Source organism: Candidatus Poriferisodalis sp., from assembly GCF_965215815.1.
In the GTDB taxonomy this organism is placed as follows: domain Bacteria; phylum Actinomycetota; class Acidimicrobiia; order Acidimicrobiales; family Poriferisodalaceae; genus Poriferisodalis.
The window spans coordinates 58369-70901 of the sequence record NZ_CBDCEO010000011.1; the positions used below are offsets into that span (position 1 = coordinate 58369).

Genomic DNA, 12533 nt, shown 5'->3' on the forward strand with positions numbered 1-12533 from the left:
TCTTGCTCATTGGGCGACGCTTTCAGGTCCACGAAATTCACCGTAACACCGTAACCAAAATGGCTGCGACCACGTAGACGACCAAGAGTGTGAGGGCTGCTTGGGCGCCAACCAAGCGTTGCGTCCAACGCACGATGCGCTCGTTGTGATTGAAGTGCCCCAGGAACGCACCTACGAGGTGGCGTTGCAGGCGCGGCAGTGCGTTGACGGTGCCAGGGAAATCTGTCAGCACGTCGAACTCGGCGATTTCTCTCCAGTGTCTCGCAGCGGTGTGAGTCTTGATCCAGAAAACGCCGTTGACGAGCGCGGCCACCACGAAGACAACAGCAATGAATGCCAACCATCCCGACTGCAGGCCCATAGCAGTCTCCGTGTCGGCCCCCTCCGACCGGAATGCGGGAGCGACGGAAACGGCGGTCACGAAGATTGCCGTCATGGCGAGGAACCCAGCGACGATCATCTGGGATTGCCGCTGGGCACTAACAAGGCGGGCATCCTGCTTGTTGCGGATCTCCCGGACCTCAGTGAGGACTTGCCCCCACGCGAGAGCCGCATCGCTGTCAGTTGGGCCGTTTGACACGGCACATCTCGCTGATCTGGTCTGAAATCAGAGCAACGATCACGATCTCAGTTTCCCAGCCCGACCCCATGTGCCTCAACCTAACGGTCTTCACCTGGTCGCTGATCGGCAGGCCCTTGGGGTGCGGCGAACGGGCCGATGCCCATATTCGACGGTATGTCTCTACGTCGGAGGTCTCCGATGGATGCCATTGCCGAAAACCCCGTCGACAACACGACCCGCTGGCGTTTTGTCGTCGCGGCGCTGTTCGTCATAGCTGGCGCGGCCGTAGCAGCGGTCTTGCTGGACAGCGAACCGGCTGCGGCGCACGATCCGACGTGCGGACTCTGGGGATGCCAACACACCGACCATCCGCCGCCACCGCCACCACCTCCGCCACCGTCTTGTCAGCCATGGCCCAACTGCAACCAAAACCCCCCACCGCCACCGCCGCCGCCGCCGCCGCCACCACCTCCGCCACCGTCTTGTCAGCCATGGCCCAACTGCAACCAAAACCCCCACCGCCACCACCGCCGCCGCCGCCGCCACCACCTCCGCCACCGTCTTGTCAGCCATGGCCCAACTGCAACCAAAACCCCCCACCGCCACCACCGCCGCCGCCGCCGCCGCCACCTCCGCCACCGTCTTGTCAGCCATGGCCCAACTGCAACCAAAACCCCCCACCGCCACCACCGCCACCACCGCCTCCGCCACCTCCGCCACCGTCTTGTCAGCCATGGCCCAACTGCAACCAAAACCCCCCACCGCCACCACCGCCGCCGCCGCCGCCGCCACCTCCGCCACCGTCTTGTCAGCCATGGCCCAACTGCAACCAAAACCCCCCACCGCCACCACCGCCACCACCGCCTCCGCCGCCGCAATGCCCCGTCGGCACAACAGGCACCCCGCCGAACTGCGCACCTGTCGAAGACGACGATGAGGAATTCGACGAAGACAACGACTTGGAAGACGTCGATGACCGGCCGACGTACAGCCCTGATGACACGGCGTCGGGGAATTGCAGAGGCAGCGACAAGCTTGTCGACGGTGCGTGTGTGCCGCTTGATCCGGTCACTGATCTGCAAGGACGGGTGCAGTGCATGGTCCTTGACCCCTTGGACACGACGGGCCTCCACACGACGACGTATCTGGTCGACAGCGCAGCGGATTGCCCAGGGGTTCTCCCGGGAGTCGATGATGACACCGAGGATGCGTTCTGGGAAGAAGTGTGGGAAGACCGATGCGCTGATCAAGGTCTCGGGACGACATGGGAACCGACAACTCAGACGTGCGGCGGCAGCGGCCTGCGACCTTGCTTCGACGGCACCACTTGGACCAGTGTTGACCCGAACGTTGTGAATTGCGGCGCTTCGCAGTGCCCTGTGCCAGGCGAACCCGGCAACTTCATCGCTGGCACAAACGGGCAGGACTGCGGGGGAACCACTCCGGGCGGCAGCGGCGGCAGCAGCGACACAGACCTTTGTTACGACGGGATCTACCGGCCTTCAGGATCGTGCCCTGCGCCGCCTCCCGGCTACACCCCGCCTCCTGTTACGCCGGGGTCGACACCACAAGAACCGCGTTCAGGCAATCTGCTGGCTTGCCGTGCGAGCTCGACGGTGCGCATGTCGTGGTCGGCGGTGACGGTTTCGAACCCGCAGACCGGCTTCGATCTGGATGGCTGGGAGATCGAATGGGGAGTGCAAGGCTCAGCGTCGACCTCCACGGCCTCGCTGGCTAAGACCGCGCGTTCCTACAGCCGAGTTCTGTCTACGACTAACGCGTGGACTGTCACGCTCACGCCGATGCTGGAGTCCGGCATAGCCGGGATGCACTCGGCCTCGATTGACATTCCGTCTGGGAACCCACCTGCGGGGCAGTGCCCGGCGCCTCCGGCGTTGCCGATCCCGACAGTGATGGCGTGCCGTTCCACCGCGGGCATCGAAGTGGAGTGGACAGTGCCGCCCGGCACCGGCGTGGGCACCGGCTGGGTCATCGACGTGAACGAATGGACCGGCTCGGTCGGGCATTACACCTCCTACAGCATCACCAGTTCAAACGCGTTGCCATGGGCAGACCGAGCAGTGACGCTCCCTGTGCCTGCCGGGCAGGCATACCTGCTCACTGTCGTGGCATACGACGCAGGCCCGCCGGCCCGCTGGGGCTCCTACTCCACGTTGTCGGATGACACCGCTGCCGATCAGCCCGAAGCCGGCTGCGGCCCGCCGCCACCGCCTGCCGTGCCTGGGGGGCTGCCCGATCCGGCACCGGCCCTTGCATGCCTCGCGACGCAGTTCACTGGCCGCTTTACGAGCTGGGCTGACTCGGCGCCGGCGAACTGGGAACGCGAAGCCGAGTACGAAGTCAGGTATCGCCGAAGCGGCAGCACCGGTGCGTGGGCGACAACGACAGCGACGACGAACAGCTCTGGCGATGTCGTGCTCAGCGGCAACTCTGATCCCGGCTACTCGGTCGAAGTCCAAGTTCGTGGCCGTGGCCGTCACCGTCAGCAAGTCAGCGGTGTGTGGTCCGGGTGGTCAGCGTGGGGCTCGTGGAGCAGCTGGCACACACACACGACAAGCACATGCCCTGTGCCTCAGCCGTCGGCTCCTGCTGGTCTGCCTGATCCCGGCCCGGCGCTGACATGCTCCGCGACACAGTTCAGCGGATCATTCACAGGCTGGGCTGACGGCGCCCCGACGAACTGGGAGCGCAACGACCGCTACGAAGTCGAGTACTTGAACGTTTCGTCAGTGTGGACATCGTTGACCGTGACAACGAACGCGGGCGGCGACTACGTGTTCGACGGCCCACCGATCGCGTCGAGCGCCGTTCAGGTTCGTATGCGAGGCCAGGGGCAGCACCGTCAGCAGATCAACGGCACATGGTCGCCTTGGTCAGCATGGGGTGCATGGAGCAGCTGGCACACGGACTCAACACCGACGTGCCCTGCAACGCCGCCGCCGACGACACCGGCTCCGCCTGCCGCTTTGCCCGCTCCGACTGTGAGCCTGCCATGCACAAGCGCGGGATTCTCAGGCACGTTCACCGGATGGGCAGATGGAGCAGCAGCGAACTGGGAACGCGACCAGGAGTATGAGGCCGAGTACCGGCACTCGGGCAGCAACCCGCTCGCCCCATGGCTGACAGCGACTGTTACGTCACTGTCGGGTGATCGCGTGCGAGTCGACGGGCCTGTCGACCCAGGGCACACGATTGAGGTTCGAATCCGAGGCCGGGGCCAGCATCGCAACCAAGTCGGCGGCGTGTGGTCATCGTGGTCGGGCTGGGGCGCATGGAGCGGTTGGAACGCCTACACGACCGGCGCATGCCCAGGCACGATTGGCACAATCCCGCCGGCACCGGCGCAGCCGACGATCACGTGCGCCAGCGCTACAGCGACGAGCGCCACGGTGTCGATGCCTGTCACTGCCTCCACCGGCCTGCGCGAAGTTCGCTACCTGGTGCGCTGGTACGAGGGCCACGCAGACATCAGCACACAGGTACAGCATGACTTGCTGATCGGCCCGTTCACCAGCAGCCCGCACACCATGACTGTCAACATCGGCACTGACATCGCTGCGCTGTTCGACGTCGTGAGCCTGCGGGTCTACGCGCAGCAGCGCACCAAGCCCAACATTTCATCTCCGTGGAGCCCATGGAGCGTCCTGTCAGACGCATCAGCACACCCGCACGTGATCAACTGCGTCTCCGGGGTTGCCAGCTGACGGCACTGATCGGACAGATCTAGAGCGCGGCAGCGGGCAGGAACCGATTCCTCGTCCGCTGCCGCGTTGTCGAGCTACGTCTCCGGAGCCTGTGCCCGTTCTGCAGCGCCGCGCCATGCCGAACAGCAGCCCGCTGCCCGCACATGTGACCACGGCCAGGGCCGCGGCCGTCCAGCGCCTCGGATCTTCCAACTGATCGGCCCGTTGACCAGCAGCACACCTCAGACGTTGACGCTCACAGTCGGCACCAATATCGATGCTCTGCTCGACGTGGTCAGCTTCCGCGTCTACGCACAGCAACGAACACGAGATCTCCCGACCGATCCTTGGAGCCCGTGGAGCGTGCTGTCCGACGCATCGGAGCAGCCGCAGGTCGTCAACTGCGTCGCCGGGGTCGGCAGCTGAACCCAACCGATTGCAGCCCTCCGCAACTCCGCAGACCGACCGGCTCAACACCCTGACCTGTGGCTATTGCTGAGACGCGGTCCACGAACCCGGCGTTTCGCGTTCCGCGCTCACCTCGGAGGATCGCTGCGGGCCGCATAGACGCTGCAAAACGGACTTACGCGCACGTCCCACCCCAGTGCGCGCCGATAGGTACGCCGGGCCGCGCTTGGTGCTCTGGCGCAACCCGCAGACTCGCTTCTCCAGCGCGGCCGGGGTGCGCCTCGGCGAACGGTGAGGCCGGCTGGAACGATCCACCAGTTCCGCCTCACCTCCGGCCAGATACCGGTGCCACCACCTCGCGACGGTGCCCCTCGACAGGCCCATCTGACGGGCCACCTCGGCCTGGGTCGTGCCCGCCTCGATCCGTTCGACCAGCAGCAGGCGCCCAGCGGGCGTCAAGCGAGCATTAGCGCGAGACATCGAGCCTCCTGATGTGATTGTGGTTGTTGTCGCAAACACCACGCTCGCACAGGAGGCTCAACCCATCACGCTGCTACCAACCTCTATGTCCACGACATCTAGATGCTCACGTAGTAGGCACCGTCGACGTTCGCGTTTGGCTCACGCAGGTACTGAACTCGGCCACAACGCGCTCTGGGAAGTCGCGAGGCAGAACCGTGACATAGGCATCCACCAAGTCACCCAATCTCAGCAATGCCGCTTCTCCCAATAATGTCCTCTGACCTGCGGTTATTCCCACGAGTAGGCGTCTACCATGGCACCAATCGGTTACCAATTTCGAGAAAATCAGTTACCCGAGGGATCCGGCGCGACGCTGTGACCAGGGACTTTGGGATTTCGTTCCAGCGCCCGTTCCTGCGGCAGATTCATCCACTCGTTCCTGTTGAGTGGGTCATATAGCCGACGATACGGAAACCTCACTAGATGTACCGCTGGGAACAGCCTCACAGCAAGAACGCAGAAGGAAGCCTGGCGAGTCCGAACGCCACCCGGCAGATGCAGTGTTCGTAGGTACTCTCTTGCGAGTCAGGAGGGGCTGTGATGCACGTCGAAGTTGAAGTCGACCAGTTGGACCTCGACGTTCGCAACCCGCGGCACGGCCCAGTCACAAGCCAGGAAGCGGCACTTAGGTCGCTCATCCGCGACCAAGCACGAACGAATGACAGCCTGCTCGTCAACCTCGCCCTCGACCTTCACCGCCACGGGCTCAGCCCGGCACTGCGATTCGTCGTCATGGAGAAGCCCGACGGGCGCTACGCGGTGCTTGATGGGAACCGAAGACTCGCCGCTCTGCGCTTGCTTCAGCAGCCCGACCTGCTGCCACCGGGGCCAGGGGCCAGCGAATTCGCCGAACTGGTGAGCGGGTCCGGGAAGCAGCCTGACAGGGTTGCGTGCTACGTCGTTTCTGCACGCGATGATGCTGACGATTGGCTGGAGCGGACTCACACTGGGCAGGCGGACGGTAGAGGCACCGTGCAGTGGTCACCGGCTGCCCAACATCGCTGGCGTCCGGTTGGGCGACCGACCCAAACGTCGAGAGCTATCGACGTTTTGGACTGGCTCAAGCGCCACGTCGACGACGAAAACGATGTTCAGGACAACATCGGCTACGTCGAGCGCAACGCCACAACGAATCTCGGCCGGCTGGTCCAGACAACCATCGTGCGAGATCTTGTCGGATTCCATTTCGAAGGACGCGAGATTGTTCCTGATGCACCAGAAGCGGACCTGGTGCGACGTCTCAACGTTGTCGTCGCCGATCTCGCCTCAGGGCGAGCCGTGACGGATATCGCCCGCAAGGAAAATCGTGAGCAGTACATCCGCGATCTGCTGGGAGCAGACTTGCACGGCCAACAGCCCGAGTCCCCTCAGGCATCGCTTCTCGAAGACGATGAGGCCGACGAGGACACTTCGGGCCCTGGTGAGCAACATGACAGGGGCGAGCGCGTCGACTCCCGAAGCGGTGACGAGGAACAAGACAGCGGCTCGAGCCAAGATGCCGAGCCGCGCACGCCTGATCGCCGGCCTACACCTCGCCTGTTCCGAGATGTGGCAGTTGACGGGTTGCATGCGCGGACACAGACCATCTTCTGGGAGCTGAGGAATCTCGATCTCTCGAGGTTTCCGAACGGGGCGGCAGTTCTGCTGCGCAGTGCCATCGAACTCAGCGTCGATGAGCACCTCGATGCCATTGGTCCCACACCATCACCCGACACAGAGCTCGCCAAGCGGATTCGAAGATCCATCAACGCGCTCAAGGACGGCACTGCCGGGGGCAAACGCTTCGAGAGCATCCTCACTGACTTGGATAAGCAGTACAGCCTCGTGTCGGCGCGGAATCTGAACCAGTACGTGCACAACATCAACAACTCGCCGCTCCCGCGCGACCTCGAGACCATCTCGGTCAACTACAGCCCGCTCATCGAAGGCATATCGGCAGCAATCAAGGCTCGGCGGGCAAACTGAGCGGCGTGGCGTTTTTGAGCCCGTTGCGATACCCAGGAGGCAAGGGCCTCCTGCTCAAGTTCGCTGAGGCGATCCTGCGCCAGAACGTGCCATCGGATGCCACCTATGTGGAGCCATTCGCCGGTGGTGCCGGTGTCGCTCTCGGGCTCTTGCAGGCAGATGCGGTGGCGCGCGTGATCATCGGCGATGCAGACCGACGTATCGCTGCGTTCTGGCGAGCCGCCACGGACCACAGCGATTCGCTCATCGAACGCGTGGAACACTGCGAAGTGACGATCGAAACCTGGCACGAGCAGGCACGAATCGTCCGCGAGGGCGCCGAAGATGAGGTGGATCTGGGCTTCGCGACCTTCTTTCTGAACCGCACCAATCACTCGGGCATCATCGATGCCCGCCCTATCGGCGGACTGAACCAAGACGGACCGTGGCCACTGGACTGCCGCTTCAACAAGGAGAACCTGGTGAAACGCCTCGGCTTGGTCAGCGACCTCGCGGACCGGATCGAAGTCCGACATGGCGATGGGGCGAATCTCGTGACGGAGGTCACGGCCGATCCCGACGTGCCGCTGTTCATCTACGCCGACCCGCCCTACCTCACCAAATCGGACGACCTGTATCTAGACACGATGACGTACACCCGCCACCGGGATCTTGCAGCAGCACTGCGGACGAGCAACTGCTGCTGGATGGCCAGCTACGACGTTGACGACCGAGTGGCCGACGAGCTGTATCCGCATTCGCCGATCTTGCGGTTCGATCTTCGGCATAGCGCCCGGCGATCTCATGTAGGCCGTGAACTCATGGCGTTCTCGGCAACGTGTGCTGTGGGTGAAGCGCGATCACTGTTGCGAGACCCCACTTGGGTCCGCGAGGCAACATCCCTGCCTGTCGAGGCCGTGTAGCGGCTACAAAGACATGCGCCTATCGCAATTCACCGCTGGAGCATCCAGAGACGGCCGCTTGCCACCGAACCGGTCGCATCTGGCACAACGAGGGCCAACTGCTCTCCAGCCGAGCGAAATACTGCTTGCCGGTCCAAGCGCCCTTCCACGCCCGAAGCTGCCGTTGTTCTTGAGCATCGTCCATGTCTCACGTACCTTCGACGGCGGCAGGCCAGTCCGCTCAGCCACATCATCGATGGTGCGGCCGAACCCGAACCGTTCCATCTCATCGGTCACCCTGTCCAAGACCGTTGCGGTCATGGAGTTGCCCAGCGATCTCGTGGTCGCCCGGAGGCAAGCTCGTCGGCACTTGATGCCAAGGCGAGTAGAGACGCGTCGTTCGATTCCCGATGCGCAGGGCGATGAATCCATCTGCGTCCTTGTCGGCTTTGTTGCCTCTGCGAATGCTGCGGCTCGGTGGTGCGTCCGAAGGTCAGAAGTGCCCCTTCGAGGTAGAGAGGCTTAGGCTCCGCGGTTTCACAGCCGAGGCGGCGGATGGAACATCAGACACTGGGCGCGGCCCACTCCGCGGCGGCCCAGCAGGCGTGTCCGATCTGATGATGAGTTGGGGGATTACATCGGTGAGTGACCACGCGGCCGAGTTTGACACGAACCTGTGGATGCACGGCCGAACTAGCGTGCCTGCGTGGATTTCGATAATTTGGGCTGGCTCGACAGCGACGATCCTGACGTTCTCAGAGCACGACTGCTAGCAACCGACTCGGCATTGATGATCGCAGCGAAACGGCTGTCAATCCCGATGTTGCGAGAACTGGGCAAGGCCCTTGCGCAATTGGACGTCGAGATCGACGGCGAAATCGCGGGCCATCCGTTTCTTTCTCATATGCGGGAAGAACTTGACCGGCTTTCGCTGATCCTGTTGGACCTCGCTGCGGAACGGTAGCCAGCTCATGTCTGTCACCCTACCGCGCGCCCGCGCGCGGAACAGCCGCCCTCGGTGAGTGGCCACGGGGCCGATTTTGGCAGCCGGGAGCCTGTGGATAACGGGCTGGGCTGCCGGGCGGGCCGGTTGTTGTCTTGTAGCCTTTGGCTCGCTACTGCCGAGAAGGGGTGAAATGAGCAACTTCGTAGAAATCCCGAACATCCAAGCACGCGTGCAAGGAAGCCGCGACAGCCTCGCCAACGCGGTCAATCTCGCCGTTGACGCTGTTGTGAACGAAGAACGCGGCAGGTTGCAGAGCATCCTCAATGCAATGCTCAGCGCAAGCGTCGTGGACTACGAATCCGCTCAGAACGGATTAGAGGAATACCGCAGCGCCATTGCTTCGGCGTTGTGGAACCACTTTCCCGAAGATGCCGTGCGCTCTGTATTCCCCGAAGAAGATGGCTAGGGACAACGGGCTACCGGCTCAATTGTTCTTACGCGTGATTGTTCGTTAGCGCGCTCATGGTCCCGTGAACGCGGGCCATGCCAGAACTACACGCTTCGGATTTGGCGTCGGTGGGGGTCCGCTAATATCGAAGGTGCCCTAAGGGCACAAAAGGCCCCACCGGTGAGCGCAGAAGGTACCTGCGCAACCGGTGGGGTCCCGCGTTGTTCAGCCACGGTATCGGATGGTGATACCAGCCCGCCACCGCATCATGATGGAATGATATGAACAACGCGCGCGGGGGCATGAACGAAACGCGCGCCTAGCTGCCCCGCTCAGCGTCGACTCAAGGCGTTGACGCCGAGCAACCCGACGAACAGCGCGGCAGCCGCCCACCACAGCAGACCTGCCATGAAGAGAGCAACGCCGACCCCGACCACAACGAAGTTACCGACGACTGTGACCATCAATCGGTATCGCGGTCTACGTCGTATCGCCATTCGTCGGGCTTACGCGGCGGACTCGACATCAACGCCTTGGCGACGTTCTCAGGGGTGTCGGGGATCGGCTCAGGCAGGTCGCGTTTCGCGGGTTTGCGTCGCCGTGGTGTCGCCATAGGGCCACGGTAGCGGCTCGGCTGTGGATCGGCAGCGAACAGCGCCAGTCGTAGCGGTTACTATCCAGTTTGCCATCAACGCCGTGGCAGCCCCCGTTTGGGGGCCGTCGCAGTCGGTCTCGTTTCGGGGCATCATTGCAAGCACATGGTCCCCTTCGGATCGGCTGCGACGGCGTTGATGGCTTGATGCCTGATCTTCCGAACCGAAGGGGACCACCCCATGCCCGCACCTTGGCGGCTCGGCGTGCTCATTGTCGCGTTGCCGTTCACCGCTTGCACAACGGCAACGCCCGAGACCGCGACCGTCACAGTCCCGGCGACCACAACGACGGTCGCCGTCGTGCCGCAGTCGACCACAGCGCCGGTGATTGTTCTCGACGCTGAGCCGTCCGCAGTCGATGTCGTGCTGACCCAAGCCGAAGACGACCCCGAACAAGCCAACGAAGCCTTGTGCAAGTTGCGCGGCGAGTTGCGCAGCACCTACGCCGCGCTGTACGACGAATGGACGGCTCAACTCGAATTCGCCGAAACGAATGCCCGTGTCGAACACATCGCTGAACACGCTGCCGAAGCGTTGGTGCTGTGGCAATCCGCTCTGCCGCCGCCCGAGTGCGAGTGGTGCCATGGACGGTTCTACGAAGACATCTGGGCTGCGTACGTAGACCACGCTGAACGATGGGCCGAATACAGCCCCATGCTCTACGGCGAATGAGTCGGGACGCCCCATGGCTCTGAAACCCTGCAACGAATGCAAGACCGACATATAGCGACGAGCGAAGACCTGCCCGCACTGCGGCATCAAGAAACCGTTTCAGTCAAAGTTCGAGCGTGGCGTCACCGACGTAGCCAATGCCCTAATCGGATTAGCAATAGGTGTGCCGGTGCTGATCTTCCTCGGCATCTTCCTATGGGTTTGGATCACAGCATGGTTCTGAATCCAACGAATCGCGTGCTCCGCGCGAATCGTCTGTTACCGTGACGAGAGAAGGCCCCACCGAGCAAGCTCAGCAGGGCCTCCATCTCAGCCCCCGTATCGGGGGTGCCATCTGGCCCCGGCTTCGGTCGGGGCCAGCACTGTCTAACGATAGAAGGACCCCACCGAATCGGGGGTAAGGCTGCCACGGCTCAGTGGACAAGTCACACGCCGGTAGTTACTCGCGATCAGACGTTCGCGCCAGCTAAGATGGGAGATAGCTAAGCGCGGCTAGGCCCCAGCCTTAGACCCCGAGTAGTCCGATGTGGCCGGACGAAACGGTGACGAGGCTGGGGCCGCACCATTTGAGACTGTCACACGCAGGCGAAGACTCACTGCTGATTATACGCATGTTGGTCCGCAACGCGTGCGTAATTGCGCTACCACGGTTCGCCGTAGGCAGGCTCAACGTCCATGTCCGGTTCGATATCGGCCACAAGGTCGACGTATTGCAGCACCTTGCCGGACATGGCCGCTGCGGTCCGGCGCATCTGTTCCGCGGTATCGGAACCGCGGGCGTTGTGGCGGCCTGCGAACTCGGCTACGTACCGATCCAAGTGTTTCGCTGAGACGTGATGGAAGGTGCCGTGGTAGCCGCGCTTGAGCAGCGACCAGAACGACTCGATGCCGTTGGTGTGGGCTTGGCCGTTGACGTACTCACCGACGCTGTGCCGCACGAATCCGTGCGGGCGGGGCAGCGCCCGATATGCGGGGTGCCCGTCGGTGAACACCACCGTCGCAGCATCGGTGCGGTCGGTGACATAGGGCACCAGCGTGGCGGCTTCGGTGTCGGCGACGACTTGGGCTGTGACCGTGTTGGTGGCCCGGTCCAAGACTCCGACGACGACGGTCTTGTCTTTGCCGCCGCGGCCCGTGATGCGACGTTCGCGGTCGCGAGCGTGCATGTTCTTGGCGAGACCGCCGATGAACGTCTCATCGACCTCTACGGGACCGTCGAAACGGTCGATGGCGGTCTTGTCGGCCCACGTCTCCCGAATACGGTGCGCCAGATGCCACGCAGTGCGTTGCGTCACCCCCAAGTCGCGGTGCAGTTTCATGCTGCTGGTGCCTTTGATGCCGGTGTTCAACAGATAGATGCCGATGGCCCATGTCTGGTAGCCGAGCTTGCTGTCCTGCATCACGGTCCCGACACGCACCGAAAAGAACCGGCGGCAAGTGCGGCACCGGTACGGCATCGTCTTGTGAGTGGTGCCGATCTGCACGTTCGCTGATCCGCAGCCTTCGCGGGGGCAGCGTGGCCCGTCAGGCCAACGCACGTCAGCGAACCACTGCTCAGCGGTCTTGTTGTCGGGGAACATGCGGAACAGGGCGGGGAGTGTGACCCCTTGACGGTCCGCTCGGCCGGGTGCGTTCTTTGCCATAACCCCACCGTAGACAGGGGGTGTGACAGTCATGATGGGAGGGTCAGCGGTCGGGCCTGGGTTTGACTCGGGGTGTGACGGGCTTGATGCCTTGTACGTGATCTGTCGGCCTGGTGTCCCGGCTGCTGG

13 protein-coding genes are annotated in these 12533 nt (G+C 63.2%); 7 read left to right on the forward strand and 6 right to left on the reverse strand.

Annotated features, from left to right (window positions below; genetic code table 11):
- Positions 1-37 precede the first annotated feature (37 nt).
- Both ACOOHB_RS01700 and ACOOHB_RS01705 read right to left on the reverse strand, forming a co-directional pair.
- Positions 38-580 (reverse strand): hypothetical protein, encoded by a 543-nt coding sequence (locus tag ACOOHB_RS01700; protein WP_420443097.1) that lies wholly within the window; start codon positions 578-580, stop codon positions 38-40.
- Positions 581-742: 162 nt separating this feature from the next.
- Entirely contained in the window at positions 743-1378 is a 636-nt protein-coding gene (locus tag ACOOHB_RS01705; RefSeq protein WP_420443098.1) for a hypothetical protein, read from the reverse strand.
- Between the two features lie 143 nt (positions 1379-1521).
- Here ACOOHB_RS01705 and ACOOHB_RS01710 point away from each other — a divergent pair, with 143 nt between their 5' ends.
- Together ACOOHB_RS01710 and ACOOHB_RS01715 are read left to right on the forward strand one after the other, a co-directional pair.
- Positions 1522-4287, forward strand: coding sequence for a hypothetical protein (locus ACOOHB_RS01710; protein ID WP_420443099.1), 2766 nt, complete (start codon positions 1522-1524; stop codon positions 4285-4287).
- Between the two features lie 204 nt (positions 4288-4491).
- Complete coding sequence (locus tag ACOOHB_RS01715; RefSeq protein WP_420443100.1) at positions 4492-4692, forward strand: hypothetical protein; 201 nt, start codon at positions 4492-4494, stop codon at positions 4690-4692.
- A gap of 63 nt (positions 4693-4755) precedes the next feature.
- Here ACOOHB_RS01715 and ACOOHB_RS01720 read toward each other — a convergent pair whose 3' ends face one another.
- Positions 4756-5154, reverse strand: coding sequence for a helix-turn-helix domain-containing protein (locus tag ACOOHB_RS01720; protein WP_420443101.1), 399 nt, complete (start codon positions 5152-5154; stop codon positions 4756-4758).
- A 582-nt stretch (positions 5155-5736) separates the two neighbouring features.
- Here ACOOHB_RS01720 and ACOOHB_RS01725 point away from each other — a divergent pair.
- The 4 genes from ACOOHB_RS01725 to ACOOHB_RS01740 all read left to right on the forward strand — a co-directional run bounded on the left by ACOOHB_RS01725 (position 5737) and on the right by ACOOHB_RS01740 (position 9454).
- On the forward strand, positions 5737-7161 hold the full coding sequence (locus tag ACOOHB_RS01725) for a hypothetical protein (protein WP_420443102.1): 1425 nt from the start codon (positions 5737-5739) through the stop codon (positions 7159-7161).
- Between the two features lie 5 nt (positions 7162-7166).
- Entirely contained in the window at positions 7167-8063 is an 897-nt protein-coding gene (locus tag ACOOHB_RS01730; RefSeq protein WP_420443103.1) for a DNA adenine methylase, read from the forward strand.
- A 685-nt stretch (positions 8064-8748) separates the two neighbouring features.
- A complete protein-coding gene (locus tag ACOOHB_RS01735; RefSeq protein WP_420443104.1) occupies positions 8749-9006 on the forward strand; it encodes a hypothetical protein in 258 nt (85 codons plus the stop codon).
- Positions 9007-9178: 172 nt separating this feature from the next.
- Positions 9179-9454 carry a hypothetical protein gene (locus ACOOHB_RS01740; protein WP_420443105.1) on the forward strand — a complete coding sequence of 92 codons (276 nt, stop codon included), beginning with the start codon at positions 9179-9181 and terminating at the stop codon, positions 9452-9454.
- Between the two features lie 314 nt (positions 9455-9768).
- Here ACOOHB_RS01740 and ACOOHB_RS01745 read toward each other — a convergent pair whose 3' ends face one another.
- Both ACOOHB_RS01745 and ACOOHB_RS01750 read right to left on the reverse strand, forming a co-directional pair.
- On the reverse strand, positions 9769-9900 hold the full coding sequence (locus ACOOHB_RS01745; protein ID WP_420443106.1) for a hypothetical protein: 132 nt from the start codon (positions 9898-9900) through the stop codon (positions 9769-9771).
- Positions 9900-10049, reverse strand: coding sequence for a hypothetical protein (locus ACOOHB_RS01750; RefSeq protein WP_420443107.1), 150 nt, complete (start codon positions 10047-10049; stop codon positions 9900-9902). The genes ACOOHB_RS01745 and ACOOHB_RS01750 overlap by 1 nt, the downstream gene beginning before the upstream one ends.
- A 220-nt stretch (positions 10050-10269) precedes the next feature.
- Between ACOOHB_RS01750 and ACOOHB_RS01755 the strand changes: the two genes are divergently transcribed.
- Positions 10270-10761 (forward strand): hypothetical protein, encoded by a 492-nt coding sequence (locus ACOOHB_RS01755; RefSeq protein ID WP_420443108.1) that lies wholly within the window; start codon positions 10270-10272, stop codon positions 10759-10761.
- Positions 10762-11402: 641 nt separating this feature from the next.
- On the opposite strand, the gene ACOOHB_RS01760 is transcribed toward ACOOHB_RS01755, so the two are convergent.
- A complete protein-coding gene (locus ACOOHB_RS01760) occupies positions 11403-12404 on the reverse strand; it encodes an IS1595 family transposase (RefSeq protein WP_420443109.1) in 1002 nt (333 codons plus the stop codon).
- Between the last annotated feature and the right edge of the window lie 129 nt (positions 12405-12533).

Coding starts and splice junctions, on each gene's coding strand:
- ACOOHB_RS01705 (WP_420443098.1), bottom strand. CDS start 1,378: ATGGCTGACAAGACGGTGGCGGAGGTGGCGGCGGCGGCGGCGGCGGTG.
- ACOOHB_RS01755 (WP_420443108.1), top strand. CDS start 10,270: ATGCCCGCACCTTGGCGGCTCGGCGTGCTCATTGTCGCGTTGCCGTTC.
- ACOOHB_RS01745 (WP_420443106.1), bottom strand. CDS start 9,900: ATGGTCACAGTCGTCGGTAACTTCGTTGTGGTCGGGGTCGGCGTTGCT.
- ACOOHB_RS01725 (WP_420443102.1), top strand. CDS start 5,737: ATGCACGTCGAAGTTGAAGTCGACCAGTTGGACCTCGACGTTCGCAAC.
- ACOOHB_RS01740 (WP_420443105.1), top strand. CDS start 9,179: ATGAGCAACTTCGTAGAAATCCCGAACATCCAAGCACGCGTGCAAGGA.
- ACOOHB_RS01750 (WP_420443107.1), bottom strand. CDS start 10,049: ATGGCGACACCACGGCGACGCAAACCCGCGAAACGCGACCTGCCTGAG.
- ACOOHB_RS01760 (WP_420443109.1), bottom strand. CDS start 12,404: ATGGCAAAGAACGCACCCGGCCGAGCGGACCGTCAAGGGGTCACACTC.
- ACOOHB_RS01720 (WP_420443101.1), bottom strand. CDS start 5,154: ATGTCTCGCGCTAATGCTCGCTTGACGCCCGCTGGGCGCCTGCTGCTG.